Here is a 25751-nt window from a genome sequence, read left to right on the forward strand (position 1 = left end):
GTCCTGTGACCGCCTCGCCAAATCGTTTTGTTAGCGCACGTCGAGTGCGGGGGAATCGTCGTCGAGAAGATCAGGCTCGTCAGGAACAATGATGCGATGCTCAAGGTCTTCCTTGGGCGCGATCATCGGATAGATCAGCATAAAGGCACCGATGATCAGATAGCCGACGGTGATCCCGTCAAATTGTGGCATCTGCAACGTGTAGCTGTGGATGATCCCGATGGATGACATCACAGCCGCCGCAATCGCAAATCCGCCTGCATGCTTGAACCGCCCGTCAATCACATCTGCCGCGATCGCCCCCCAGACAAGTCCGGTGATGATTGCGCCTTGTGACAAGGCGAGGTGGCCTTCGTAATGCGCGCCTTCCATGAGCAAAGCCGCCGTGAGGTCGCCATCACCCAAACCGGGCAATCCTTCGACGCCCGCGTTACGCAAAGCGTTCATCAGCGATCCCCATTTGGTCACGAGGAAGTTCGAGATATGTGGCAGAATGGCAAAGGCGACCGCCGCCATATGCGCAGGTTTCACCGCGTATCCGGTATTGGTGATCAGGCTCACGGCCACAAACACCAGAACAGGGGCCGCCGCTGCAATCGGGATCAATCCTGCAAGGAATGACAGAAAGCCAAGGAACGCAGCCGCCGCAATCACAAGTGCCACACCGATGATGTAACCCGCGCGGGCATCCATGCGTTTATAGGCAGGATGGCCGATGTAAACTGTCGTCGGGAAAGGCGATCCGAACAAGGCACCGATCATCGTGCCAGCACCATCCGTCACCTGACACAGCGCAACCGGATAGTTGTCGCCAGCGGCTTCTGCGGATTCAACGTTGTTCATCGTTTCAATGAAGTTGTAGATTTGCACCGGGATCAGCACGAGGAACAACTCGGGATTGGCAAACAGATACTGAATACCGATGAGCATGTCGCCGAAATACGGAACAGGCGCGTAAAAGCCGATGCCGTCTGTGTTGAAAGACGACTGTCCAAGGAAAATCGCGATGATCGTGCCCACGCCAATCGCCACCAGACCGGCAGGCAGATTATACGGCAAACGGAAGCGGCCAATCAAACCCCAAAGGATAAACAAAAGCGACGTAAAGCCGATAAGCGGATGTTCAAAGATGGTGGCCAGTGGAACCGATCCGATAAACACCAGCGCGATACCGCACAAAGTGCCCAGCATACCCGCACGCGGTGTAATCCGTTTCAGGAATGGACCAACAATCGCGCCGAACGCGGCCACGATGCCGCCCATGAAGCCCGCACCAATGCCGACCTGCCATGCCAGCAGTGAATCGCCTGTTGCCCAGTAGATCGGGCCAATGACACCAAAAAGGTAAACAAACATAACAGGTGTCGAGATGCCATATGGCAGCGCTGTGACGTCTTTGCCTTGTTTATTGGCGACCCATTTGGCCATCAATGTGTAGACAACAACGCCCGCAAGGATCGCCACAGCGGCCCCCGGCACGATGCGGCCAAACACGATTTCGGCGGGCATTTGAAAGACGAACTGACAAACGCCTGACAGGATCAGAAGATTGACAAGGTTGTCGGTGAATAAGGCCCAGAAAGCGTTGAAATCGCTCCTGTTGTATAGCTTGTAACTGTAGGCTGTATCGGACATTTCGGGTTTCCTCCCATTAGTATTGCCCCACGCCGCCCTCCTCAGGCGATCTTTGTGGGATTTGGTTCTGTTGGTCTGTTCGGCTGAATGGGCCGCCTGCCGGAACGGTCAGGCGGGTCATAACTTCGGCGACGACAAAGGCCGCGATGACCTCAGGGCGCTTGTCGCCACTTTGTGTCGGCCCAATAGGGCAGGTCAGACCCGAGGTGTCTTTCCCGGCCGAACTGGTGGCGTGAAATCGGGTAAATTTGACCCGTTTAGTGGCAGAGCCGATCAGGCCGACATAGGCCGCATCGCGCCGGTCCAGCGCCTCGGATGTCAGCAAGAAATCAAGCGCGTGATCATGGGTCAGCACGATGAAGGCACTGTTTGGCGGGGCGTTGCGAATGTCGGCCTCAGGCAGTGCAGACAGGCGGGTTTCAACGTTGGCATCACTCAGCGATAACTCTTCGTGCCGCCCGTCAATCAAGACGCATTGCACCGGCAAGAATTGAAAGAAGCGCGCCAAGGCCCGACCGACGTGACCCGCGCCAAGAATATAAACATGCGGGCGTTGTGCAGTGTCTTGCGCCTCGGCCTGACAGGCGGCTTGTCGGTCAGCCTCTGTCATCTGCGTCAGCATGACCGCGACGCGGCCCCCGCAACATTGACCAATTTCCGGTCCGAGCGGCACGTCCATATCTTCGGCCACACGCCCGGCACGCAGCATCGCGCGGGCCTTGTCGATGGCCATATATTCCAGCTGCCCGCCCCCGATTGTGCCATGCAACCCGTCAGCGCTGACAAACATCTGCGCACCCGCGTCACGGGGTGATGAGCCGCGCACATCTGTCAGGCGAATGTGCACGATGTCTTTGTGTGTTGCGAGAAAGCGGGCCAGCGTCATGCGATCAGCCCTTCAACCGCTCGACAGCCATCAACACACGCTCTGGTGTGGCTGGCGCGTCAAGACGCGGGCATTCGCGGTAATTGGCAACGCTGGCGACTGCATGCGACAAAGCCTCGAACACAGAGATGCCGAGCATGAACGGCGGTTCACCCACTGCCTTGGACCGTTTGATTGTGTGTTCTTTGTTCTCGGACCACGTCGCAAGTTTGGTGTTGAACACACGCGGACGATCCGACGCCAGCGGGATTTTGTAGGTTGAAGGTGCGTGGGTGCGCAACTGGCCTTGGGCGTCCCACCACAGCTCTTCAGTCGTCAGCCACCCCATGCCCTGAATAAACGCGCCCTCGACCTGACCGATATCAAGGATCGGATTCAGGGACTTACCTACATCGTGCAAGATATCCGTACGCTCGACGCGGTATTCGCCTGTCAACGTGTCAACGGAGACTTCCGAACAGGCCGCACCATAGGCGTAGTAATAGAACGGGCGGCCTTGACCTGTGTCGCGGTTCCAGTGGATTTTGGGCGTTTTGTAAAACCCTGCTGCGGACAGGTGGACACGGGCCATATAGGCCTGCTTGATGAAATCAGAGAAGGAGATCACCTCGTCGCCCACCTGTACCGCATTGGGCAGGAAGCGCACCGCATTGGCATCGATTTTCCAATGCTCTGCGGCGAACGCCACCAGCCGTTCCTTGATTTGTCGCACCGCGTCCTGCGCGGCCATTCCGTTCAGGTCAGACCCCGATGAGGCCGCCGTCGCAGAGGTGTTGGGCACCTTCTCAGTCGTTGTCTTGGTGATCTTGATTGTGTCGAAATCCACCTGAAGTGCGTCAGCCACGACCTGCGCGATCTTGGTGTTAAGACCTTGACCCATTTCAGTGCCGCCATGGTTCAGATGGATCGACCCATCCGAGTAAATATGCAGCAGCGCACCAGCCTGATTATACCATGTGGCCGTAAACGAGATACCGAACTTCACAGGCGTCAGCGCAATTCCCTTGCGGATCGTTCCACCCTTGGCGTTCCAGTCCAGAATGGCTTGGCGGCGGGTGCGGTAATCTGCGCTGTCTTCCAGTTCCTGACAGATGCGTGGTGCGATATTGTCTTCGACGGTCTGGTGGTAGGGCGTCACATCGCGCCCGTTATCACCGTAAAAATTGCGCTTGCGCACTTCAAGGCTGTCCAGCCCACGATGATAGGCGATCTCCTCCATGATGCGTTCAGCAACGATCACACCTTGCGGTCCACCAAAGCCGCGAAATGCTGTGTTGGACACGGTGTTGGTCTTCATCGGGTGCGAATTCAGCAACACGTTCGGGTAGTAGTAAGCGTTGTCGGCATGAAACAGCGCGCGGTCGGTCACCGGGCCTGACAGGTCGGATGAAAACCCGCATCGCGCCGCGAATTCACCGGTCACGGCCTCAATCACGCCCTCGTCGTCAAAGCCCACTTCGTAATCGATCACGAAATCATGCCGCTTGCCGGTCGCGGACATATCGTCATCGCGATCAGGGCGGATTTTTACCGCGCGGTTCCATTTCTTTGCGGCCACCGCTGCGACTGAACAGAACAGGTTCATCTGGGTTTCCTTGCCCCCGAACCCGCCGCCCATACGGCGCACATTGATGGTCACCGCATTAGAAGACACGCCCAAAACATGCGCGACCATGTGCTGTGCCTCAGACGGGTGCTGTGTGGAGGAATGCACCATGACGTCATCATCCTCGCCTGGGATAGCGAACGCGATATGGCCCTCAAGATACATGTGATCCTGCCCGCCAACGCGCAGCTTACCTTTGATGCGATGGGCCGCGTTGCTCATCGCGCTGTCTGCCGCGCCGCGTTTGAGGGTCAACGGGGGCGTCACATACCCCATGCCAGCCTCTTGCGCAGCTTCCGGGTCCAACGCGTGGGGCAGGTCTTCGTAGGTCACTTTTGCCAGTTTGGTCGCACGGCGGGCCGCATCGCGCGTTTCAGCAACGACGGCAAACATTGGCTGGCCCCAAAATTCCACCTTCTCGGTGGCGAAAATCGGTTCGTCATCGCGCCCCGTCGGAGAGACGTCGTTGACGCCCGGAATATCCTCTGCCGTCAGTACTCCGACAACGCCGGGGGCAGTGCGCACGGCGCTTAGGTCCACGTCGCGCAGCAGCGCATGTGCCTTTGTGGACAGACCCAGATACGCATGCAGTGTGCCGATTGGTTCAGCAATATCATCGCAGTATTCAGCGCGGCCGGTGACGTGTTTGATGGCGCTGTCGTGGCGCAGATCGGTATTTACGCCACCTTTGATCGGGGCATTCGCAGGTTTTTGAACATTCATGGCAAATCTCTCCCTTACGCGCTGATGCGGGTTGTTGTTGTGTCGCTTTGCTGGTCCATCCAGAATTTCTGGAACAGGTTTTTGGACACTTGCAGGCGGTAGTCGGACGACGCGCGCCAATCGCTGAGCGGGCTGAAATCGTCGCCCAATTTTTCGGCGGCTGCGATTAGCGCGGCCTCGGTCCACGCGGCGCCCACAAGTGCGGCTTCGGCGTGTGCGGCCCGTTTGGGGGTCGCTGCCATGCCGCCAAACGCGATCCGCGCCGAGGTGATCTTGCTGTCTTCAACTGTGATATTAAACGCGGCACACACAGACGAAATATCTTCGTCGCGGCGTTTGGAAATCTTGTAAGCGGCGTGAATGGCGTCTTTGGCTGGGCGTGGGATGCGGATGCTTTCCAGAAATTCGCCCTTGGCCATGTCCTGCTTGCCGTAATCAATAAAGAAATCCGCAATCGGGATAGTCCGACGTTCACTGCCTTTGCGCAGCGTAATCGACGCATCAAGGGCGATCAGAACCGGTGGTGTATCGCCGATGGGCGACCCGTTGGCGACGTTGCCGCCAATTGTGCCCATGCTGCGGATTTGCCAGCCTGCGATCCGGTCCCAGAAGGGGCCAAGATGCGGATAGTCTTCGGTCATCGCCGCGCGGCTGTCGGTATAACTGACACCGGCGCCAATCGTGATGGCGTCGTCTGTGACGTCGATCTGACGCAACTCATCCAGATGGCTCAGGAACACGACAGGGGAAATATCGCGCAGGAACTTGGTCACCCACAGGCCAACATCCGTCGCGCCTGCGATGAGTGTTGCATCAGGGGTTTCCAGCAACACATCCGCCAAATCGTCGACCGATGCGGGCAGGATGCAGCGGCTTCCTGCATTTGAAACCTCGACCCGCTTGCCATCCCGTAATTTCGCCAGCTTGGCGGTCATCGCCGCACGTTCATGCGTCAGTGCGTCATCTGCAGAGCTGCCAAGGGCTGTCACGGCTTTCGCTGCCTTGATAATCGGTTCGTATCCCGTGCAGCGGCAAAGGTTGCCCTGAAGCGCGGTTTCAATCTCTGTTTCTGAAGGGTCTGGGTTCCCCATCCAAAGCGCATAAAGCGACATCACAAAACCGGGCGTGCAGAACCCGCATTGGCTTCCGTGGTGATCCACCATCGCCTGCTGGACCGGATGCAGCTTTCCGCTCGGGCCGGACAAATATTCAATGGAAACGACGTGACAGGCATCCAGTGATGCCGTCAGACGGATGCAGGCGTTCACCGGCTCGTAGCGCAGGACGCCATTTTGCAACCGCCCTACTAGAACTGTGCACGCGCCGCAGTCGCCCTCGGCGCAGCCTTCCTTGGTGCCTGTGAGGCGACGATCAATGCGCAAAAAATCAAGCAATGTGTCACTGGCGCTGACGCGGTCCAAGGTCACGTCACGGTCGTTTAGCACGAAGCGTATTTCAGATCTGGCTGTCATATGTCCTCCCTTGCCGCAGTGGGGAATCTACGGTCTCCTTCCTTATGACCCAGTTAACTATCTTGAAATACGGCGCAGTCGGGTATGCTCTTTCAACGATTCGTAGATAATCAGAGGTGCCGGTGCCCTATATTGAAAGCCTGAAAGTATTCGTGAGAGTGGTGGAACTCGGCAGTATTACCGCCGGCGGGCGTGACCTGCGCCTGACACCAGCGGTCGCTAGCAATCGCATCAAAGAGCTGGAGCGCCGGTTGGATGTGCGCCTGTTCAACCGCACAACACGCAAGCTGTCCCCCACCGACGTGGGCCAAACCTTCTACGACCACGCCCGCCAAGTCGTGCAATCTCTGGAGGATGCCGAGGCCGCGATCTCTGGCTATTCTGAGAAACCGCACGGCATTGTACAAGTGACAGCGCCGCTTGGCGTCGGCAAGCGGTTGGTCGCGCCGCTCATTCCCGAGTTCGTTGACATGTATCCGGATGTGTCGGTACGGCTGCGTCTGTCGGACCGCAAGGTGGATCTTTTGGAAGACGGGCTTGATGTGGCATTGTTCATCGGCCAGCCACCGGATTCAAATCTGAAATTGCGCAAAATCATGGACACTCCGCGCATCCTATGCGCCGCGCCCTCCTATCTTGAAAAACACGGCATGCCTCAAACCCCCGATGATCTGAAGCGCCACAACTGCCTGCTTCTGCGCTATCCGCGATCGCCCGAATGGTTCTGGACGTTGTCAACGTCGGAGGGACCCAAGCGAATGGACGTCTCGGGCAGCTACGATTCCGATGACGGAGATGTTTTGACTGGGTGGGCTTGCGCCAGTCGTGGCATCATAAACAAGCCGCGTTTCGATGTCGTCGAACACCTCAAGAGTGGGGCGCTTGTCGAAGTTCTGCCCGAAACACCGCCCGAACCCGCGATGTTTGGATGCCTCTATCCGCACCGGCGCCTGCAAGACAACAAAGTCCGTCTTTTCATTGAGTTCGTACTTGGGCGCTGTCGTGAGAAGCTGTCCCTGACATAAATCCAGCGAGGTCTCTCTTGGCGCAAAAACGGACTTCACAGACACTGGCTGGGATGGCTGCTTAGTCCCGTGTAGCAGCCCCTCCAACTCACGCACATTCCCGCCACTACCCTCATGTCCTCCACAACACTAGTTGACGCGGCCCCAGCCTGCTATATGGGACAGCTATGGCACAGATCGAAGTCCTCACAGAAGATGCCCGCTGGACCGATGCGGGGCTGCCCGCGCTGGCGGACCTTGCGTGCAACGCGGCCCTTGCGGAGCTGTCGCTGGACGCCGACTACGAGATCAGCCTTCTGGCGTGCAGCGATGTCCGCGTGGCGGAGTTGAACACCGAATTTCGCGGCAAACCGACCCCCACGAACGTGCTGTCATGGCCCTCGGAAGAACGTGCGGCGCAAATCCCCGGCATGATCCCTCGGCTGCCTGATGGTGCGCCGCATGAGATGGAACTGGGTGATATCGCCATCGCCTTCGAGACGTGCGTTCGCGAAGCCGAGGAGGCGGACAAGTCCTTAAAAGACCATGTGACGCATCTTTTGGTCCACGGAACCCTTCATCTGTTGGGGTTTGATCACATAAATGATCCAGATGCCGCCTTGATGGAGGGTTTGGAGACCAGAATTCTTGCAAAACTAGGTATTGAGGACCCATATAGGGTGTAAGGCTCGAGTATGGGGCCGTTTTTATTGGAAAAGGACCGATGGGCGCAGAACAAGACGGCTCGTCTACCGCAGCGCAAAGCGCGCAGGACATAGACACGAACCAGACCGAAGTCGCGATTGGCGACGAGACGGAACCTGGACTTTTCTCACGCGTGATCGCCGCCTTCCGTGCGCCCGATTCCGACGACGAAACCTCCGACAGTAACGGCAGCGGTAGGGCTATGCTTGGCCTTGGTAATCTGCGCGCAAAACGTGTGGAAGACGTTGTCATTCCACGCGCCGAAATCGTGTCAGTGCCGAAAACGATCAGCTTGGCAGAATTGGTGGAAATCTTCCGCGAAAGCGGAATGACGCGCCTGCCGGTGTTCGAGGATACGTTGGACACGCCAATTGGCATGATCCACCTGAAGGATCTGGCCCTGCGCCACGGCTTCAACGGCAAAGGCCCCAAGTTTGACCTCGAAGAAATGGTGCGCCCGGTGCTTTTCGTGCCACCCTCGATGCCGATCGGGGTCTTGCTCGCCAAAATGCAGACCGAGCGCAAGCACATGGCGCTGGTGATCGACGAATATGGCGGTGTCGACGGGCTGGTGACCATCGAAGACCTGATCGAGCAGGTCTTGGGTGAGATCGAGGACGAGCACGACATTGACGAAGCCGATCTGTGGAAAATGGAAAAGCCGGGGATTTATCTGGCACAGGCCCGCGCCCCGCTGGAAGAGTTCGAGGCCGAAATCGGCCAGCGTCTGTCCGACGACGAGATGGACGAGGAAATCGACACGCTCGGTGGCTTGGTATTCATGCTGTCTGGTCGTGTTCCGGCGCGGGGCGAGGTGGTGGAACACCCTTCCGGCGCCGAGTTTGAAATTCTGGACGCCGATCCACGCCGCATCAAGCGCCTACGGGTTTTGATGCCCGTCGCACAAGCAAGCTGACAGCAATGATGCGCCGCGCGTTCCGGCCCGCCGCGCGGCCTAGCTGGGCGCACTTTGCCTCTGCTGTCGGGTTCGGCGCGCTTGGCGCGTTGGGCCAAGCACCATGGTCGCTTTGGCCGGTTGCGCTATTGGGCTTCGCGGGGCTGATCTGGCTTTACAAAAATGTAACCTCCGCGCCAAAGGCCGCATGGGTTGGTTGGGCCGGCGGTGTGGGTTATTTCGCCGTAGCGCTGTTCTGGCTGGTAGAGCCGTTCCTGGTAGACATCGCGCGACACGGCTGGATGGCCCCGTTCGCCCTGTTCTTTATGGCGGGCGGGTTGGCGCTTCTATGGGCGACGGCTTTCGGAGTGGCACGCCGAATTGGTGGCGTTATTGCGCTGATTGTCTTGTGGACCGCGATGGAAATGCTGCGCAGCGTGTTGTTCACGGGCTTCCCGTGGGCCACCATCGGCCACATCTGGTCAGATCACCCGATCATTCAACTTGCAGCACTTGGCGGAACCCCTGTTTTGACCTTCCTGACCTTGGCCATCTCCGCAGGGCCAAGCGCGCGAAAAATCCATGTGGGATTGATAATCGCAGTCGTTCTCCTGCTTGCAAGCTGGGGCTATGGGGCGCAGCAACTGGCAACAAATGCTGCGCAGAAAACCGGTAAAATCGTACGCCTGATCCAGCCGAATGCTGCGCAGCATTTGAAATGGGATCCGGAGCATGTTGGAGAGTTTTTGCAACGTGCGGTAGATCTCACCGCAGCCCCGGCGGACACCAAGCCTGACTTGATCGTCTGGCCCGAGACATCTGTGCCCTATCCGCTAAACGAGGCTCCCACAGTGCTTGAGGCTATTTCGCGTGCCGCGGGCGGGCAGCCGATCATAGTGGGTGGCAACGACAGGGTCGAAGATGGGTGGCGCAACACGCTTACGCTGCTTGGACCCGATGGCGGCCGGGTGCAAACCTATCACAAATATCACCTTGTTCCGTTCGGCGAATACATCCCCTTCGGCGAAACGCTGTCTCAATTTGGCATTCGCGGTATGGCCTCTCGCGACGGTGGCGGCTTCTCGAAAGGCTCCGGCCCTAAACTGATCGAACTGCCCGGCATTGGCGCAGCACTGCCGCTGATCTGTTACGAGTTAATCTTCCCACGCAGCTTTCGCGGTCTCGCGCGTCCTAATCTACTGCTGCAAATCACCAATGACGCATGGTTCGGCAACATCTCCGGCCCCTATCAGCATCTGGCGCAAGCCCGCATCCGTGCGGTCGAGCAGGGTTTGCCGCTGATCCGGGCCGCCAACACGGGCATTTCAGCCGTGATCGACCCGTGGGGCCGGATCACTGCGCATACCAAGCTCAACGAAGCCTCTTATTTGGATGCAAACCTTCCTGCGCCAACGCAGCCGACATGGTATAGCCGCCTGCACGACTGGCCGGTGCAAGCCCTGTTGACCCTGTTGCTTATCTGGCGCATCGCCGCACGACGCCGTGTTTCCATTGACCACGCAGCGCCGCAAGAGTAGGGCAAGTCAATCATTCACCGCCACAACGGCTTCCTGACGTGGCGGGGCAACAAAGCGGAGCACTTCCCAATGGCACGACAGAACTACCTCTTCACATCGGAATCCGTATCCGAAGGGCATCCTGACAAGGTTTGCGACCGTATCTCCGACGCTGTTCTAGATGCGTTCCTTGCGGAAGAGCCAGAAGCCCGCGTCGCCGCAGAAACCCTTGCCACCACCAATCGCGTCGTCATTGGCGGCGAGGTCGGCTTGTCCGACAAAACCAAGCTGCACGAATACATGGGCCGCATCGAGGACATCACCCGCGAGTGCATCCGCGACATCGGCTACGAGCAGGACAAATTCCACTGGAAGACCGTCGAGGTTACCAACCTGCTGCACGAACAATCCGCCCATATTGCCCAAGGTGTCGACGCGGCGAGCGGCAAGGAAGAGGGTGCCGGCGACCAAGGCATCATGTTCGGCTACGCGTGTGACGAGACGCCGGAGCTGATGCCAGCGCCCATCCACTACGCCCACGCCATTCTGCGTCGCCTGGCCGAAGTCCGCAAAAACGGCACCGAGCCGACGCTTGGCCCCGACGCCAAGTCGCAGCTGACCGTGCGTTATGTCGACGGCAAGCCTGTCGGGATTTCCTCGGTCGTGCTGTCTACGCAGCATCTGGACGAAAACATGACCTCCGCCGACGTGCGCGCGGTGGTCGAGCCGTATATCACCGAAGTTCTGCCGCAAGGCTGGCTGACCGGCGACACCGAATGGTGGGTCAACCCGACCGGCAAGTTCGTCATCGGCGGCCCTGACGGGGATGCTGGCCTGACAGGCCGCAAGATCATCGTCGACACTTACGGTGGCGCGGCCCCCCATGGCGGCGGTGCGTTCTCGGGCAAAGACCCGACCAAGGTGGACCGCTCGGCGGCCTATGCCTCGCGCTATCTGGCGAAAAACGTGGTGGCCTCGGGCCTCGCGAAACGCTGCACGATCCAGCTGAGCTATGCCATCGGCGTGGCCAAGCCATTGTCGATCTATTGCGACACACATGGCACCGGCGAAGCCCCTGATGCGGCTATTGAAGCCGCTGTGGCGGGCCTGATGGACCTGACCCCGCGCGGCATCCGCGAGCATCTGGGCATGAACCGCCCAATCTATGCCCGCACGGCAGCCTATGGCCACTTTGGCCGCGCACCGGAGGCCGACGGCGGCTTCTCGTGGGAACGTACCGATCTGGTCGAGGCGCTGAAAAAAGCGGTTTAATCCGACCTCACAGATTTAGCGCAAAGGGCGTGCCACCGGCGCGCCCTTTTTTTGTGACTTAACCAAGCAACAAGATGTCCGACCCACCCGCACTGCGCCGCAATGCATGGACGTCGACCAGCTCCGGGTCATTCGTCCATGCAAGCGCCGCGTCCTTGTCGGGAAAGCTCAACAATGCCGCGACGTTTGGCTCGGTGGGCGTGCCGTCGAGCACGGTAAATTCGCCTGACGCGGATTCGACTTTGCCGCCATGCTTTGCCAGCGCCTCGCCCGCGACGTCACGGTATTGGGCCAGTGCGTCGGGGTTGCTGATTGTGAGATGTGCGAATGCATATACCATCGGGAAACTCCTGTTTTGATGTGATGACCGCAGCTTAGCCACAGCTCGATTGCGCGAAAACGCGTGTCTTTGCATCCGATCCGTGCGAAAACGCATGTATGGATATGACATGGGACGACCTTCGTACCGTCATGGCGCTTGTGCGCCACGGCTCGCTCGCAGGGGCGGGCGCGGCGTTGTCGGTCAACTACACCACAATCGCCCGCCGCATTCGCCGGGCCGAGGAAGCGTCGGGCGAGGTATTGTTTGAACGCCTTTCCGACGGCTACCGCCCGACAGACGCAGCGCTGCTGATCGCCGAACACGCCGAACAGATGGAGCAGGCCGAGCACGGGTTGATGCGTCGCCTGAAAGGGGCCGAGACGCATCTGTCTGGCATCCTGACCATCACCGCGCCGCAACTTCTGATCGCCAGCTTCCTGTCGCCGGTCTTGGACCAATTCACCCGCACCCACCCCGACGTAGAACTGCGCGTTCTGGCAACAAACGAATTGCTGGACCTGTCACGGCGCGAGGCCGATCTGGCCATTCGCGTAAGCCGCGCCCCCGGCGATGCGTTGACGGGGCTTCGCTTGCTCTACCAAGACAGCGCCAGTTTCGCCAACGCGGACTGGGCCGCGCGTATCGCGCGAGACCCGCAAACACAGATCAACTGGGTGGCCTACGACAGCTTTCCGGATGTCCCCAAAGGTACCAATCCCGATTACCCGAACCAGAAGGTGCGGTTCCGCTTTGACGACATGGTGGCAATGGTCGGCGCGGCGCAGGCCGGTTTGGGGATCGTTCGGATGCCGATGTTTTTGGGCCGGACCAACGCAGGCTTGCAGCAGGTTCCGGTACTTGCCCCGCAGCCATACCCCGAAATTTGGGTGGTCGGGCATCCCGACGTCTGGCCCTCGGCCAAGCTCCGCGCCTTCCGCGGCGTGCTGATAGCGCACTGCAAAGCCCACAAGGCGCTGTTCGTCGCATAAGCGCCCGTTGCACCCGCCGCGCCGCACGGCTACACCGCCGCGCATGAGCACATCAGACACAGACCCCACGACGCCCCGACGCAACTTCTATGGCCGTCTGAAGGGCAAGACCCTCAACGCGCGGCAGCGGCAGGACTTCGACGAGGTGTTGCCCGACTTTCTGCTGGACGGGGTCAGCCGCGAGGACAATCCCGAGCGGGTGATGCTGGATATCGACGCAATCGCGCAGCGCAAGCCTTTGTGGCTGGAGGTGGGGTTCGGCTCGGGCGAGCATCTTGTCCATCAGGCGAAGGCCAACCCGAACGTGCAATTCATTGGGTGCGAAATCTACGTCAACGGTGTGGCTTCCCTGCTGGGCAAAATCCGCCGCGAAGGGGTGGAGAACATCCTGATCCACGCCGGTGACGCGCGGGACTTGCTGGATGTGTTGCCCGCGAACAGCTTGGACAAAATGTTCCTGCTCTACCCCGACCCGTGGCCCAAAGCCCGCCACCACCGCCGTCGTTTCGTGACGCCAGAGCATCTGGACCCGCTGGCTGCCAAGTTGAAGTCGGGGCATGAGTTCCGCGTCGCCACCGATATCGAAGACTACGTGCGCCAAACGCTCGAAGAAGTTCCGCGCGCGGGCTTCACCTTGACCGAAGCGCCTGAAGATTTGAGCACGGCTTGGGAAGACTGGTTCTCTACCCGCTACGAGCAAAAGGCCCTTCGCGAAGGCCGTTCGCCGCATTACATGACGTTCATACGCGATTAACTTTCAACGGGATCATCTGCCATGACATCCAAGACACGCATCGTCCTTTCCAGCGACCACGCTGACATCAAGCTGCGCCAGACCATCGCCGCACATGTCGCAGGTCTTGGCTACGAGGTCGAAGACATCGGCCCGATGACCTCGGAAAGCACGCCCTATCCCCAACACGGCGAAGCCGCCGCGCGGCGTGTGGCGTCCGGCGACTGCGCGTTGGGCATCATCGTCTGCGGCACGGGGCAGGGCATCATGATGGCGGCCAACAAGGTGAAGGGCATTCGCTGCGGCGTCTGCTCCGACACGTTCTCTGCCCGCATGATCCGTCAGCACAACAACGCCAACATGCTGTCCTTGGGCGCGCGGGTGATCGGTGAAGGGCTGGCGCTTGATATCGTGGACGCCTTCTTGAGCGCCGAGTTCGAGGGTGGTCGCCACGCGACGCGAGTGGATATGATTACGGCGATTGAGGGGTAGCGTTCGGAGCGCAAGCAGGGCGGTCGGCGGACCGGGGGTGGGCGATATTTCTTAGCAGTTTGGCAGTTTATTTCTGCCAAGTTCATCTTCCCTCACAAGCCGGTGCGCCCGTTGCAAAATCGCCGACCCGTGGGACGGTCCGACGATCGCCCGGCGCCTACGGCTTGATTCCGGGCAAGGGTGTGGCGAGTGGTAGGGTCTGGCTTAAGCCCATAGTTACGAATGCTGCAAATGGGATAAATGCCTGCTTTTGTTGTCGGATAAGTCGATGGACCCAGTCCTTAAACGGAGTGGGCAGTGGATGCCTCCGCGATCCGTTCCATATGCCTCATGTCGGTGCCGCAGCATCCTCCTAAAACGCGAATGTGCGGAAACTGGCGACGGATTTGTGACAATTGGTTTCCAAGCTCATCCGGATCACCGTCGTCCAACTCTTCAGCTTCATCCAACTCAGCGTGACTGCAACGCGAAGCATTTGCAACAATCCCTTTTATCCGCTGCATCCAAGGCCCGTCTGCAAGGACCTGCTCAAAATGGTCGGGGTGAGCACAGTTGATCATAAAGTAAGCAGTGTATCCGTCCGTTCCGTCATCCACCTCAGAGATTGCTGTTTCCAACGTGGCTCCCGTCGGTAGTTTCCCGTTGGTCTCGACCGTGAAGGCGATCACAACAGGCAATCCAAAACGCCGAGCCGCCCGGACGAGGCCTATCGCTTCGGCGCTATAAGCAAGAGTGTAACCGCTCACGACATCAACGTCAGTCTCAGCCAAGGCCGAAATTTGTTCAGAGTGATATTGCTCAGCTTCATCAGCACTCATTTGATCACTGGGTGCGTAAGCATCGTCACGCGGGCCAATGTTTGCGCTGATCACTGTCGGGACATCACCATGATCTGAACGCACTTCTGACATCAGCGCGACAGCGTGTTGGTTCAACTGCATAATTTTCTCGGGAGCGTAGCCAATCGCGGACCCACGATCTCGGTTCGCAACCCATGTTGGGCTCTCAAGAATAATGCCCACGCTCTTTTCTCTACCCAATGCAATCATTCCTGCGAAATACTCTTTGAGAAGTGCGCGGCCTTTCTCTGTTTCTAAGAGCGGATACGAAGCAAAGCCCGGCAAATCGATGCCACGGTTGAATAGCAAGTCGGTTTCCATTCCGACATAGGCCAAGAACAATTCGGCTTCGATGTTTGGAAAGTTGCTTCGATGAACGGCCAAAACGAGATGCTCCAGTGCAATGCTCCGAGACAACGTTAACACTTCAGGGGTCTACCGGCCACTCACCGATAACAAGCAGCAATTCTCAATAGGTGCTTCCAAAGCCGACCTTGGCGAAACCGCAGCTAACGACCGCTTCGCCCCGCAAAGCGGACCTAGCTCTCAATAAACCAAGGGCTGCTCTAAGTCAGCAGGGAGAGTAGTATCTCGAAGGGCCTGCAGGAATTTTATCACCTAGTTAAATTCGCATAAGCTTCATCATGTTAAAATGAGCACCTAACCAGTAGAGCTTCGCAAACAGCGGACCGCAGCGATAGTTTTTGGCATTGAAACGCACAAGAGAGAGATTTCCCGAACTATCGTGCTAGGTAACACGGATAGTCAGTGCATTGCTCCTCCACTTGATAAATGCTGCTCTGCACTAGATTTGGATGTAGCAGAAAAAGGCGGGGCACAGCTTGCTTGCAGCAAACGAGGACAATCGAGATTGCACAATACGGAATGCCCTGCGCGTCCATACTGAGGATGTTCATCAGCGACTTCATCAGCATTCGCATTTTGTGGCCCTTTTTGATGGCACGATATGTCGATCCCAATACAGGGAATTGATGCGGTCCTTCCACGGCTTTTATGCCCCATTGGAACAGGCTATTGATGGAGCTGTTTCTCAGATGTCCGTTTGTCAAGACAACTTTAGCTATACAAAGCGGTTAGACTTTCTAGCGCAGGATTTGGCCAGTCTTGGGTATAGCTCTGAAGATATCGATCGTAATCCTCTGTGCGCAGAGATAACGGATGCAGTGACACCGGCGGCATTGGGCGGAGTGCTATATGTGATCGAAGGTTCAACATTGGGTGCTGCGCTAATAGATCGAGCCGCGCAAAAAATTCTAGGCAGCGATACAATACATGGGCGAAGTTTCTGGGCATGGTCGCGCGCGCACAACAAGGCGCGTTGGGCAGCGATCAACGCCTATCTGGAACATCTGGAAAATGATGATCCTCGATTCTGGGCCTCTGGGATTTCGCTGGTGGCCCATATGCAAAATCCCCACGCGCCTGCGGTCCACATGAACACACGCATGTTTTGGACACCTCACCCCGAGCGGCGTCCTTGGCTTTGCGGGCCTGCGCCAAACTCACATCCGGATAGACCCCGATAGAAAGCAGCCCTTCCTTTCCATCTAATCGATACTTGAGCTGCCAAAGCTTCGACCCGTTCACCTTGACCAGAACAAACAGCCCTTCGAAATCGGACACTTTATACGCTTTATCGCGAGGCTTTAGGTTTCTGATCTGAATATCTGACAAGGGCATGCTGGGGGGATCGCATCAAACGCCATCACACAGCGCTGGACAAAGAAATTTCGCAAAGCCCTTATAACATAAGGGTTTTTGGATGCCTTTGGAGCTTATCGGAATGGTGAAGTGGTGCCTCAAGAGGGACTCGAACCCCCGACCTTGTCCTTACGAAGGACCTGCTCTACCAGCTGAGCTATTGAGGCGACACACGATGAGCATTTAAACGGGCCAACATTCGTTGTCTAGCATCCGTTCCCGCACATTTGAATATTACCAAATCACGAGTCAGATAGCCCACCGGTCACGTGAAAGTCACTCAAGGACTACAAAATCTCCGCAAGCTTCAGTCGTTGAATCTTGCCGGACGGGCCTTTGGGCAATTCGGGTAGAAAATGAACATGATCCGGCGCTTTGAACTTGCCCAGCTTTTCAATGCAGCTGGCGATAAGGTCCTGCGCAGTTAAGGCTGACCCATCGCAGAGCCGAACAGCTGCCTCGACCCGTTCTCCGTAGACCGTGCAAGGACGAGCGAAGGCTGCGGCCTCTACGACATCGCTGTGGGCGTACAATGCCTCGTCGATTTCGCGCGGGGCGATGTTCTCGCCGCCTTTGATGATCAACTCTTTCAGCCGTCCGGTGACGAATAGATACCCCTCGGCATCTTTGCGTCCAAGATCGCCTGTGCGCAGCCAGTCACCATGAAACGTCGCTTCCGTCGCTTCGGGGTTTTTTAGATATTCGAGCATCACATTCGGACCACGAATGGCAATTTCACCCTCTACATCCGGCGGGCATTCGCTGAGGTCGGCAGCGAGTATCGCCACCTCGTTGCCATATGCGATACCGGGCGAGCCGATTTTGCGGGTACCGGGGGGAAGGGGATTGGACAGGATTTGCGCTGCGGTTTCGGTCAGCCCCATGGTTTCGATGATAGGAATGCCAAAGCGCGTTTCAAATGCCGTTTGCACGTCAGGCGCAAGAGCCGAGGACGCGGACCGCCCAAAGCGCAGCCTCTCTTTGCTTGGGGCGTCGGAATCGCCGTCGCCATGTAGTAAGTGTGAAATGATTGTCGGCACGACTGAGAACCAAGTGGCTTTGGTGTCCTCGACCTGAGTCCAGAACCGGCTGGCAGAGAATTTTTCGGCCATGGCGACGGACCCGCCGGACACCAACGCCCCCATCACGGTCACGCACAGCCCGTTGATATGACAGATGGGCAAGACGCAAAACGCGCGGTCCTGATCGGTAAGCTTGTGCGCGATTGCCGGAGTCCAGCCCCCGGCAAGCAGGCTTGACTGAGTATGCACTACCCCTTTGGGGCGTCCTGTTGTGCCGGACGTGTACATGAGCAGCGCATGGTCCGCTGGTGTGACGTCATGCAAGGCAATGTCGGCGTGAATGGTGAACACTGACAGACGCTTCATGCCTTCCGGACGCACGCTTTCGTACATGTCCGCGACACTATCGTGAACCATTCCGATACGCGCCTCGCAATGCTCAAGCGCGTAGGCCATGGCATCACGCCCAGCAGCGAGGTTGACCATCGTCGCCCTAAAGCCACCATAAACCGCGCCATAGAACGCCAAAACACCTTCGCGACTGTTAGGTTGCAGTATGGCAATGCTTTCGCCCTTCGCGATCCCCTGGGCGGTCAGGGTTCGGGCAATCTGTCGGGCCTCATCGCGCAATTCAGCCCAGTTCAGAGCGGGGCTTCCATCTGTAAAGACAATGGCTACGCCGTCGCTTTCAGCCCGAAAATCAATCCAGTCGCGAACAGTTCCTTGCGGTGGGGCGTCGTGGGCTAGCTTCATTGACCGGCGGCTTCCCAATAGTCGGCAAAGATGTCTTCGACCTTTGGCTCGCGGGGCGGAATTTCGCGGATGATCTTGGTGGTCTGCATGAAGTGCTTCCAATGGACGTTGTCATCAATGGAGTTCCCGCCCCAAGAGCCGCATCCCATCGACAGCGAAAATGGCATGCCGTTGGTAAAGGAACCTCCGGTGGCGAAGGTATGCGCCTGATTGACGATGACGCGACACGTTGGGATCACCATACCGAGGCGCAAGGCGCGATCCGGATCGGCGGAGTGCAGGCCAACGGAATGACCCGCCCCTTGGAACGCCATGATTTGGGAGGTGGTTTTGAGAGCGTCATCGAAGTCGCGGACACGGTAGAGCGCTGCGACACGGGAGAGTTTTTCGCCCGATAACGGGTGATCCGGGCCGATACCCTTCGTTTCGACGGCAAGGAATTTCGTATCCGAAGGTACGTCACCCTCCATGCCCAGTGCTTGCAGCATCTTGTCGGCATCCTGTGCAATGACGGATCGGTTTAAGTGCCCGTCAGGCCAAAGTTTGCTTACAATTGCGGCTTCGTCTTTGACCAATGCGCCGCCTGCTTTGGCGAGGGCCGCCACGAAGTCATCGTAAATTGCGTCCACCACGACAATCGAGTTTTCGGACGAGCAGGACGTGGCATTGTCGAAGGTCTTCGACGCCGTGATCTTTTCGGCGGCGGCGGTCAGATCGCATGTTTCGTCGACGATCACGGAGACATTACCAGCACCCACGGCTAGCGCGGGTGTCCCTGATGTGTAGGCCCGTTTGACGTTGTTTTGTGATCCGGTCACGACAATCAGGTCGCTGATCTCAAGCAGGCGATGGGTTTTCTCTTTGCTGCCACGGCCCGGCACCATCTGCACCAGATTGTGGTCTTCTCCGATCTTGTCGAACTCGGCGTGGATGTAGCCCAGCAAAACCTCGCAAGCAGGCACGCCCTTGGGCGACGGGGACAGCACAATCGCGTTGCCGCATTTCAGCGCGTTAATGATATTGTTGGCAGGGGTCGCCGCCGGATTGGTCGAAGGCACAACAGCGCCAATCACCCCGATGGGACGGGCGATCTCGGTTATGCCAGTCTCTGAATTATCGCTGATGACGCCATAGGTTTTGGCGGTGGCAATGTCGCGCATCAGGCCCAGCGTCTTGCGGTGGTTTTTGGTGATCTTATCCGCCACATTGCCAAGGCCGGTTGTCTCGACGGCCAGTTCAGCAAGGTGCGTATTGCGTGCGGGTTCCATAATCGCCCATGCGGCCGCTTGGGCGGCGCGATCATAGCGGGCTTGCGAGCCTTGCGTCTCGAAGCGAATTTGTGCGGCGCGGGCGCTGGCAACGGTTGCTTCTACTCCGGCAAGATCATCATGGATTGTCATTTCGAGGGGTGTCCTAATGTCGGTTGGGTGACCCCCACCCATGTTCGGGGTGAGGGTCTGATTGAGTGAAGGTGTCTTAAAGACCGGCCAGCAGTTCTTTAAGTGTTTCTTCGCGTGCGGCCCACATGGCCAAAACTTCGTCGCGAGTCATGACGTGCATTGGCGAACCGCCAGCTTTCATCTTGCCTGTAACGCGCGAGTTTTCGAACATCATTGGCACCGTCGCGGCCAGTTTGTCGATGATGCCTTGTGGTGTGCCTTTAGGCACCATGACACCGCGGAAGTTGACCGACGCATTGTCAACATCAAGCCCCGCCTCTTTCATGGTTGGCACGTCTGGAAGAAACTCGTTGCGCTCCAGATCAGCCACGGCGAGGATTTTGACGTTGCCAGCCGCTGCTGCGCGATAGGCGTCAGACAGGTTGTTGATGCCCGCCATTACGTCACCCGCAATCACGGCCTTCATCGCCGCCGCACCGCCACCTTTGGTGGGGATATAGGCCATTTTCATGTCGCCTGCTTTTTCCATTTGCAGGGCGGCAATGTGGTGACCCACAAACAGACCCGCGCCGGATGTTGTCAGCTTGCCGGGGTTTGCCTTTACGAAGGTTACGACATCTTCCAGCGTGTTGAATTCGCTGTCTTTGCCAACAACCAGAACCGCAGGGTCTGCGCCCCAGTTGGCGATTGGCTCAAACGAGTCAGCGCTATATTCGACACCGCCCTTGATGGATTGCGCGATGAAGTGAGGGACGTTGTACGCCCCAAGGGTGTAGCCGTCAGCCTCTGCCTGACCCGCCAACCAGTTCCAACCTACGCGACCACCAGCACCGGGTTTGTTCAGAATGGCGATGGGCATGCCCAACGCATCTTCGTTGCCCGCTGTCATGGTAACAATCCGGGCTTGGAAATCGGTTGCACCACCCGCGCCATAGCTGACCATCATCATCATGGGCCGTTCAGGATAGTTGGCGTGCCCATCAGCGGATGCTGTTGTAGTCAAGCCCATCAGGGCAATGGCTGCCCCTGCTAGTAACTTCTTCATTGTAGTTCCTCCCTAGGTGAGTTCTGCCGCTAATGCGGTTCAGAAAAATATCTCTCGCGGTGTGTACACTTTCAGCAGTAGTGCGAAGAGACCGTACATAACGGCCATGAAACAGGCCGTCGTGATGATGCGCTTGCCCCATGATTTCAGCGCCGTGTGCGGGGCCGGATCATACAGGCTAAGCAAGATGAAAAATGCGATTGTCGTCGCTGTGTAGAAGCCCAGACCTTTGGCGGCCCAGAAGATATAGATCAGGGCGATCGCAAGGCCGGGGGCAAGGTTTTTGAACTGGGTGAAGGAGATGCCGTTGCCGACTTTGGTCCACCCAAGGCACGCCTTGACGAATGTCCAAAGCGCCAGAACCACGAAAACGCTCGCGATCAGGCGCGGGAATAAGAACGCCTCGGAGGGTTGCTGGGTGTAGCTGATGTAGCAGACCGATACGCCGACAGCGGCGACGATGCCGGAGCCGATGATGTGCTGAAGCCGTGGCAGGGTAAGGGTGCTCATTCCATGATCTCCTCTTTGGAGGTGTAGCGCCGCGACCGAAGTTCCATGTAGCCAGAGTAGAGGATCGACGCGATCACGACGGCGATCAGGAACAGGTTCAACGTCCCGGTCAGGAAGTAAGGTGCCATGCCATCTGTGGCACTTGCGATCATGCTGCCTTGGATGAAGTTCGATTCTGCGATGGGTCCAAGGATTAAACCAAGAACCAGCGGTGCCGCGGAAAACCCGAACCGCTCCAGAAAATACATCATCACCCCGAGAGAGGCCATGACATAGACGTCCCCCATGCTCGACTGCACGGAATAGCTGCCAAAGACGGCCAGCCCCAGCACGATAGCGGCCATCATGGATTGCGGCACCTGCGCGACTTTTGCGGCCATCCCCGCCACATACAGCCCGAAGATGCACATCAGGATCTGCCCGATCAGCATCGAATTGATGAAGGTCCACGCCACATCGGGGTGATTGTCAAAAAGGTCGGTCCCGGGGAAAATCCCATGGATCAGCAAGCCGCCCAGAAGCACCGCCGCCGTGGGGGAGCCGGGAATGGACAGCGTAAGAAGCGGCACCAGAGACGGCCCCACCATGGCGTTGTTGGCAGACTCAGCAGCGATCAATCCTTCGGGGTGGCCGGTGCCGAACTTGTCGCGATCAGGGCTGAATTTCTTGGACTGGTCATAGGCCACCAACCCTGCGATCTGCCCGCCAACGCCGGGGATAAGCCCAATGATAGAGCCCGTAAGTGTGCCAATGCCCATCGCGCGTTTGTTGCGCAGCAGTTCTGTTATGGCCCCTTTGATCGGATGCTTTTGCACTTGGATGGCTTCGGCCCCGTCGTCCTTACGGCCCTTGGCGAACATCGTGATAACCTGCGGGATCGCGAACAACCCGATCAGCGCGGCGATGATGTTAATCCCGCCTCCGAGCGATGGATGAAAGATAAAGCGCTGCGCCCCCATGATGTCGTCAAACCCGATGGTGGCCAGCCAAAGGCCGATACACCCAGACAGCAATCCTTTGACCACGGAATTCGAGTCGAGCGACCCGATAACCGTGACGCCCAAGATTGCCAGCCAGAACAGGTGGCTCGGCCCGAAGGCCAGCGCCCATTTGGCCAGAACCGGCGTCAGGAAGATGAGCAACAGAACACCAAATACGCCGCCCACTGCCGAGGACAGGAAAGAAAGCTGCAACGCCTTGGCCCCTTCGCCCTTCAGCGCCATGGTGTGACCATCCAGCGTTGTGGCAATATTGGCCGGTGCCCCCGGTATCTTGAGCAAGATCGCGGATACCGCGCCTCCTGCAACCGTTGACGTGTATGCCGCGCCAAGCAAAATGAGGCCTTGTGCGGCCTCAAGTTGGAATGTGAACGGGATCAGCAGCGCAACAGCCATGGTTGGCGAAAGCCCCGGTGTCGCGCCAAGGATAAGACCGCCGATCGTGCCCAGCAAAAGCAGGCCAAAGTTGATCGGCGTGAAAACGTCACCAAAGTAGTAGATGAATTCCATTGTCAGTTATCCAAGCCAATGACCCAAGTTGACTATTTAGGTTAGGTGATGAAAATAGTAATGCAAATGTTTTCATAAAATGACTGATAATGGCGTCTAAATGGCTGATAATAATAAAAATAAGGTTGATATTTTTGCGGTAGCGAGGCGTGCGAAAGTGTCCATCTCGACCGTCTCTCGAAGCTTCAATCACCCTGAGCAGGTCAATCCGGCGACTCGTAAGAAAATTGACGCGGCGGTCCGAAACCTCGGATATATCCGCAATCGCGCGGCTCAGACTATGCACGGTATTCGCAGCGGAACGATTGGTTTGGTGGTCCCCACAATCGACCACGCCATTTTTGCCGAAGTCATCCAAGCCTTTTCCGACAGCGTGGATGAGCACGGATTTACCATACTCATCGCTTCGCACGGTTACGATCTAGAACGGGAATACGCCGTTTTGCGAAAGTTCCTTGAGCATCGGGTCGACGGCTTGGCGCTCATCGGACAAGATCACTCCGAAGAGACCTATAGCCTGATCGAGCGTCAGAACATTCCTGCAATCTCTATCTGGAGCTATAACGACGCCTCTCGCCTGTCCTGCGTTGGCGCGGACAACACAAAGGCGGGCTTGCTCGCCGCCGAGCATCTTGTTGATCTCGGCCACCGCGAAATTGGCATCTTATTTCCGCGAACCAATGATAACGACCGGGCGCGGGATCGGCGTACAGGCGTTCAATCTGTTCTGTCGAAAGTCGGCATTTCAATTCCTTCCCAGTGGGATATCGAAAGCCCGTACAGCATTGCGGAAGCCAAGGAAGCCGCGTTCCAGATGTTAGAAGCCACGCACCGTCCGACGGCTATTCTATGTGGAAATGACGTGTTGGCGATGGGCGTTCTGTATGCTGCGAGACGCTGCAATCTGAGGGTTCCCGAAGACTTGTCTATCGTTGGGATTGGAGACTTCAAAGGCTCCAAAGACATGGAGCCCGGCTTGACCACCGTCCGCCTGCCCGCCCGTAAAATTGGCCGCCTCGCTGGTGATCATCTTAGCCGTTCGATCGTCGGCGAGTTGTCAGGTCAGCGGCGCGTTACCTGTGATATCGAGTTGATTAAACGCGACACCTGCAGGCGCATCGTCTAACAGCCAACGGTCGCTCCATCAGTTTGAGCTTCTAGAGTTCACCGCGGACAACCGCATCATCGGAAAAGAGCTAGTTAGCCCTTTGCCGCCTCCGCGTCCTCGACAGGTTCATCATCAAGCTTCACCACGATCACTTCGTGATCCGGCACAATCTCGGCGTCCTCTGCATCAACGGCTTCGGATTTGTCCTGCAAAGCCCCAACGATCAGTGGCAGCATCGCTGTTCCGGCAGGCATAGACACGGACGTCTCGGGCGCCTCGGTCCAGCTGAGCGTATCGAGTGTTCCACAGCCCGCGCAAGTAGGCGCCCAAGCGGCATGCACCGTCTGGCACTTCTGACACACCCATTGCGGCCCACGCGGGGCGGAAAGGGCACGGGTCAACCAGCCACGCACAACAGCATCGTCGGAACCTTCGCCGCGCTCGATCGCGGCCATAATCGTCAGCACACGCGCGGTTGGATCTGTTTCAGCCAAGCTCCCTACAGCACGACGCGCAGCGGGGAAATCCTCGGCGGCGATGTTCAACTCTGCCAACAGCGTCTTGGTCTCAGGATGATCCGGCGACACCCGCGTCAGCACCGTGAACCTCTTGATCCTCGCTTCCGGGGATTCATCAGGCGCAATCTCGGCAAAGGCCGCGGCCAGATCGGGATGCGGTTGCGCTGCCCACGCTTTCTTAAGAACACGGGTGGCGTATTTAGGTTTCCCCTGCTCGATATACCCTAGGGCCGCAAGCACGGCGGCAGGGATCAGATCAGGCGACAGGCGGTTTGCTTCAATTGCGGTCTCCCGCGCTTCGATGCTGGAACCTTCGGCCATCACCTCTTTCGCCTCGGACAATGCCAGAACTGCGTCTCGGCGGCGGTGAATGTCGCGCGGCAGATTGCCATGCTTCAACTTGGCGTTCAGCGTCTTGCGCGCACCCGACCAGTCTTCGGTCTCGGCTTGCAGCTTAAGCAACACATCTTGCGTTTCTTCGTGCTTTGGCTTTAGCGAAAACGCCTTTTCAGCCAGCTTCAACGCGGTGTCCGTGTCACCTTCGGCCAGCTTTTGCTTCATAATTCCGCGGACACCCACAAAGCGGGTCCGCTCATCCGTCAGCAGACGTTTGTAAACCTCTTGCGCCTTCTTGCTATCACCTGCGGATTCGGCCGCTTGAGCAGTCAGCAAGTTGGTCAATTCAGGGCGGGCCAAATACTTTTCTGCCTTCGCAGCCTTGGCCATTGCGGTGCGCCCTTCGCCCGACGCCAACGCCATAAGACCATCCGCTAGCGCCTCAAAACCCTTCCGTTCACGATTGCGGGTGAAGTAGCGGCTGATTGCCGTCTCGTCGCCATTGAGGAAGTGGAAGGTCGCACTCAGCAAGCCTAGGACTTTCAGCAAAATCCAGAAACCAGCCAGTAAGGCCACAAGGCCCAAAATAGCCATCAACGGGCTTAGGGTGAATTCGGTATTTGCCACCGAGACGCGAACCCCGCCGCTGGTTTCCAGCAACATGCCCAAGCCCAAAGTGACCGCCACGATGACGCCAACAAACACCAGAATTTTTACGAGAGACCAAAGCATATAACTA

21 protein-coding genes, 1 tRNA gene, 3 pseudogenes and 1 riboswitch are annotated in these 25751 nt (G+C 57.7%); of the genes and pseudogenes, 11 read left to right on the forward strand and 14 right to left on the reverse strand.

Translation table 11 applies throughout. From position 1 onward, the window contains the following. Positions 1–30: 30 nt before the first annotated feature. Genes BCF46_RS14930 through xdhA form a run of 4 tightly spaced genes read right to left on the reverse strand, consistent with a single transcriptional unit; the run spans position 31 to position 6322 of the window. Positions 31–1635 (reverse strand): xanthine/uracil/vitamin C permease, encoded by a 1605-nt coding sequence (locus BCF46_RS14930; protein ID WP_121025975.1) that lies wholly within the window; start codon positions 1633–1635, stop codon positions 31–33. A gap of 16 nt (positions 1636–1651) precedes the next feature. Next, on the reverse strand, positions 1652–2521 hold the full coding sequence (xdhC, locus tag BCF46_RS14935) for a xanthine dehydrogenase accessory protein XdhC (protein ID WP_121025978.1): 870 nt from the start codon (positions 2519–2521) through the stop codon (positions 1652–1654). Between the two features lie 4 nt (positions 2522–2525). Beyond that, positions 2526–4850: a xanthine dehydrogenase molybdopterin binding subunit gene (gene xdhB, locus BCF46_RS14940; RefSeq protein WP_121025981.1), complete on the reverse strand. Its 2325-nt coding sequence runs from the start codon at positions 4848–4850 to the stop codon at positions 2526–2528. Positions 4851–4864: 14 nt separating this feature from the next. Beyond that, complete coding sequence (gene xdhA, locus BCF46_RS14945) at positions 4865–6322, reverse strand: xanthine dehydrogenase small subunit (protein WP_121025984.1); 1458 nt, start codon at positions 6320–6322, stop codon at positions 4865–4867. Between the two features lie 122 nt (positions 6323–6444). Between xdhA and BCF46_RS14950 the strand changes: the two genes are divergently transcribed. The 5 genes from BCF46_RS14950 (at position 6445) to metK (ending at position 11715) form a co-directional block, all read left to right on the forward strand. Next, a complete protein-coding gene (locus tag BCF46_RS14950) occupies positions 6445–7347 on the forward strand; it encodes a LysR family transcriptional regulator (protein WP_121026594.1) in 903 nt (300 codons plus the stop codon). A gap of 167 nt (positions 7348–7514) precedes the next feature. Further along, a complete protein-coding gene (gene ybeY / locus BCF46_RS14955; RefSeq protein ID WP_121025987.1) occupies positions 7515–8012 on the forward strand; it encodes an rRNA maturation RNase YbeY in 498 nt (165 codons plus the stop codon). 38 nt (positions 8013–8050) lie between these two features. Continuing rightward, positions 8051–8947: a hemolysin family protein gene (locus tag BCF46_RS14960; RefSeq protein ID WP_121025990.1), complete on the forward strand. Its 897-nt coding sequence runs from the start codon at positions 8051–8053 to the stop codon at positions 8945–8947. 5 nt (positions 8948–8952) lie between these two features. Next, on the forward strand, positions 8953–10464 hold the full coding sequence (gene lnt / locus BCF46_RS14965; RefSeq protein ID WP_245990170.1) for an apolipoprotein N-acyltransferase: 1512 nt from the start codon (positions 8953–8955) through the stop codon (positions 10462–10464). 14 nt (positions 10465–10478) lie between these two features. Continuing rightward, positions 10479–10526, forward strand: a riboswitch (SAM-SAH riboswitch). Between the two features lie 7 nt (positions 10527–10533). After that, positions 10534–11715 (forward strand): methionine adenosyltransferase, encoded by a 1182-nt coding sequence (gene metK, locus BCF46_RS14970; RefSeq protein WP_121025993.1) that lies wholly within the window; start codon positions 10534–10536, stop codon positions 11713–11715. A gap of 58 nt (positions 11716–11773) precedes the next feature. Here the strand turns inward: metK and BCF46_RS14975 are convergent, their stop codons facing one another. Next, on the reverse strand, positions 11774–12055 hold the full coding sequence (locus tag BCF46_RS14975; RefSeq protein WP_121025996.1) for a DUF1330 domain-containing protein: 282 nt from the start codon (positions 12053–12055) through the stop codon (positions 11774–11776). A gap of 98 nt (positions 12056–12153) precedes the next feature. Here BCF46_RS14975 and BCF46_RS14980 point away from each other — a divergent pair, with 98 nt between their 5' ends. Genes BCF46_RS14980 through rpiB form a run of 3 tightly spaced genes read left to right on the forward strand, consistent with a single transcriptional unit; the run spans position 12154 to position 14251 of the window. Continuing rightward, on the forward strand, positions 12154–13026 hold the full coding sequence (locus BCF46_RS14980; protein WP_245990172.1) for a LysR family transcriptional regulator: 873 nt from the start codon (positions 12154–12156) through the stop codon (positions 13024–13026). A 43-nt stretch (positions 13027–13069) separates the two neighbouring features. Next, the gene (gene trmB, locus BCF46_RS14985; protein ID WP_121025999.1) at positions 13070–13780 is read left to right on the forward strand and encodes a tRNA (guanosine(46)-N7)-methyltransferase TrmB; all 711 of its coding nucleotides are present in this window, start codon (positions 13070–13072) and stop codon (positions 13778–13780) included. A 21-nt stretch (positions 13781–13801) separates the two neighbouring features. Continuing rightward, positions 13802–14251, forward strand: coding sequence for a ribose 5-phosphate isomerase B (gene rpiB / locus BCF46_RS14990; protein ID WP_121026002.1), 450 nt, complete (start codon positions 13802–13804; stop codon positions 14249–14251). A gap of 281 nt (positions 14252–14532) precedes the next feature. Here rpiB and BCF46_RS14995 read toward each other — a convergent pair whose 3' ends face one another. Beyond that, positions 14533–15474 (reverse strand): homocysteine S-methyltransferase family protein, encoded by a 942-nt coding sequence (locus BCF46_RS14995; RefSeq protein ID WP_121026005.1) that lies wholly within the window; start codon positions 15472–15474, stop codon positions 14533–14535. A gap of 458 nt (positions 15475–15932) precedes the next feature. Here BCF46_RS14995 and BCF46_RS20110 point away from each other — a divergent pair. Both BCF46_RS20110 and BCF46_RS20210 read left to right on the forward strand, forming a co-directional pair. Beyond that, positions 15933–16463 (forward strand): annotated as a pseudogene (locus BCF46_RS20110) (biliverdin-producing heme oxygenase); the annotation flags it as partial. 6 nt (positions 16464–16469) lie between these two features. Beyond that, positions 16470–16622: pseudogene (locus tag BCF46_RS20210) on the forward strand (coproporphyrinogen III oxidase); the annotation flags it as partial. Here BCF46_RS20210 and BCF46_RS15005 read toward each other — a convergent pair. From BCF46_RS15005 to BCF46_RS15035, 7 genes and pseudogenes are all read right to left on the reverse strand, one after another. Then, positions 16621–16791 (reverse strand): annotated as a pseudogene (locus tag BCF46_RS15005) (Arm DNA-binding domain-containing protein); the annotation flags it as partial. The pseudogenes BCF46_RS20210 and BCF46_RS15005 sit on opposite strands and share 2 nt — an antisense overlap. Before the next feature lie 112 nt (positions 16792–16903). After that, positions 16904–16979: transfer RNA gene (locus BCF46_RS15010), tRNA-Thr, on the reverse strand. Positions 16980–17099: 120 nt separating this feature from the next. Next, positions 17100–18587, reverse strand: a complete 1488-nt coding sequence (locus BCF46_RS15015) for an AMP-binding protein (RefSeq protein WP_121026010.1) — start codon at positions 18585–18587, stop codon at positions 17100–17102. Then, positions 18584–19987, reverse strand: a complete 1404-nt coding sequence (sauS, locus tag BCF46_RS15020; protein ID WP_121026013.1) for an acylating sulfoacetaldehyde dehydrogenase — start codon at positions 19985–19987, stop codon at positions 18584–18586. The genes BCF46_RS15015 and sauS overlap by 4 nt, the downstream gene beginning before the upstream one ends. A 76-nt stretch (positions 19988–20063) precedes the next feature. Then, positions 20064–21032, reverse strand: a complete 969-nt coding sequence (locus tag BCF46_RS15025) for a tripartite tricarboxylate transporter substrate binding protein (protein ID WP_121026016.1) — start codon at positions 21030–21032, stop codon at positions 20064–20066. Positions 21033–21071: 39 nt separating this feature from the next. Continuing rightward, positions 21072–21542, reverse strand: a complete 471-nt coding sequence (locus BCF46_RS15030; protein WP_121026034.1) for a tripartite tricarboxylate transporter TctB family protein — start codon at positions 21540–21542, stop codon at positions 21072–21074. After that, positions 21539–23050 (reverse strand): tripartite tricarboxylate transporter permease, encoded by a 1512-nt coding sequence (locus BCF46_RS15035; RefSeq protein ID WP_121026037.1) that lies wholly within the window; start codon positions 23048–23050, stop codon positions 21539–21541. The genes BCF46_RS15030 and BCF46_RS15035 overlap by 4 nt, the downstream gene beginning before the upstream one ends. A gap of 100 nt (positions 23051–23150) precedes the next feature. Between BCF46_RS15035 and BCF46_RS15040 the strand changes: the two genes are divergently transcribed. Next, the gene (locus tag BCF46_RS15040; protein WP_121026040.1) at positions 23151–24176 is read left to right on the forward strand and encodes a LacI family DNA-binding transcriptional regulator; all 1026 of its coding nucleotides are present in this window, start codon (positions 23151–23153) and stop codon (positions 24174–24176) included. 74 nt (positions 24177–24250) lie between these two features. Here BCF46_RS15040 and BCF46_RS15045 read toward each other — a convergent pair whose 3' ends face one another. After that, the gene (locus tag BCF46_RS15045; protein ID WP_121026043.1) at positions 24251–25744 is read right to left on the reverse strand and encodes a heme biosynthesis protein HemY; all 1494 of its coding nucleotides are present in this window, start codon (positions 25742–25744) and stop codon (positions 24251–24253) included. Positions 25745–25751: the final 7 nt, after the last annotated feature.

This window comes from Litoreibacter meonggei (genome assembly GCF_003663885.1).
GTDB classification, from domain to species: Bacteria; Pseudomonadota; Alphaproteobacteria; order Rhodobacterales; family Rhodobacteraceae; genus Litoreibacter; species Litoreibacter meonggei.

What these genes read in the sequence shown, in the direction of transcription:
- BCF46_RS15035 (WP_121026037.1), bottom strand. Translation starts at nt 23,050, where the DNA reads ATGGAATTCATCTACTACTTTGGTGACGTTTTCACGCCGATCAACTTT.
- BCF46_RS15015 (WP_121026010.1), bottom strand. Translation starts at nt 18,587, where the DNA reads ATGAAGCTAGCCCACGACGCCCCACCGCAAGGAACTGTTCGCGACTGG.
- BCF46_RS14960 (WP_121025990.1), top strand. Translation starts at nt 8,051, where the DNA reads ATGGGCGCAGAACAAGACGGCTCGTCTACCGCAGCGCAAAGCGCGCAG.
- BCF46_RS15025 (WP_121026016.1), bottom strand. Translation starts at nt 21,032, where the DNA reads ATGAAGAAGTTACTAGCAGGGGCAGCCATTGCCCTGATGGGCTTGACT.
- BCF46_RS14975 (WP_121025996.1), bottom strand. Translation starts at nt 12,055, where the DNA reads ATGGTATATGCATTCGCACATCTCACAATCAGCAACCCCGACGCACTG.
- BCF46_RS14980 (WP_245990172.1), top strand. Translation starts at nt 12,154, where the DNA reads ATGGATATGACATGGGACGACCTTCGTACCGTCATGGCGCTTGTGCGC.
- xdhB (WP_121025981.1), bottom strand. Translation starts at nt 4,850, where the DNA reads ATGAATGTTCAAAAACCTGCGAATGCCCCGATCAAAGGTGGCGTAAAT.
- BCF46_RS15040 (WP_121026040.1), top strand. Translation starts at nt 23,151, where the DNA reads ATGGCTGATAATAATAAAAATAAGGTTGATATTTTTGCGGTAGCGAGG.
- xdhA (WP_121025984.1), bottom strand. Translation starts at nt 6,322, where the DNA reads ATGACAGCCAGATCTGAAATACGCTTCGTGCTAAACGACCGTGACGTG.
- lnt (WP_245990170.1), top strand. Translation starts at nt 8,953, where the DNA reads ATGATGCGCCGCGCGTTCCGGCCCGCCGCGCGGCCTAGCTGGGCGCAC.
- ybeY (WP_121025987.1), top strand. Translation starts at nt 7,515, where the DNA reads ATGGCACAGATCGAAGTCCTCACAGAAGATGCCCGCTGGACCGATGCG.
- BCF46_RS15045 (WP_121026043.1), bottom strand. Translation starts at nt 25,744, where the DNA reads ATGCTTTGGTCTCTCGTAAAAATTCTGGTGTTTGTTGGCGTCATCGTG.
- trmB (WP_121025999.1), top strand. Translation starts at nt 13,070, where the DNA reads ATGAGCACATCAGACACAGACCCCACGACGCCCCGACGCAACTTCTAT.
- sauS (WP_121026013.1), bottom strand. Translation starts at nt 19,987, where the DNA reads ATGACAATCCATGATGATCTTGCCGGAGTAGAAGCAACCGTTGCCAGC.
- metK (WP_121025993.1), top strand. Translation starts at nt 10,534, where the DNA reads ATGGCACGACAGAACTACCTCTTCACATCGGAATCCGTATCCGAAGGG.
- xdhC (WP_121025978.1), bottom strand. Translation starts at nt 2,521, where the DNA reads ATGACGCTGGCCCGCTTTCTCGCAACACACAAAGACATCGTGCACATT.
- BCF46_RS15030 (WP_121026034.1), bottom strand. Translation starts at nt 21,542, where the DNA reads ATGAGCACCCTTACCCTGCCACGGCTTCAGCACATCATCGGCTCCGGC.
- rpiB (WP_121026002.1), top strand. Translation starts at nt 13,802, where the DNA reads ATGACATCCAAGACACGCATCGTCCTTTCCAGCGACCACGCTGACATC.
- BCF46_RS14930 (WP_121025975.1), bottom strand. Translation starts at nt 1,635, where the DNA reads ATGTCCGATACAGCCTACAGTTACAAGCTATACAACAGGAGCGATTTC.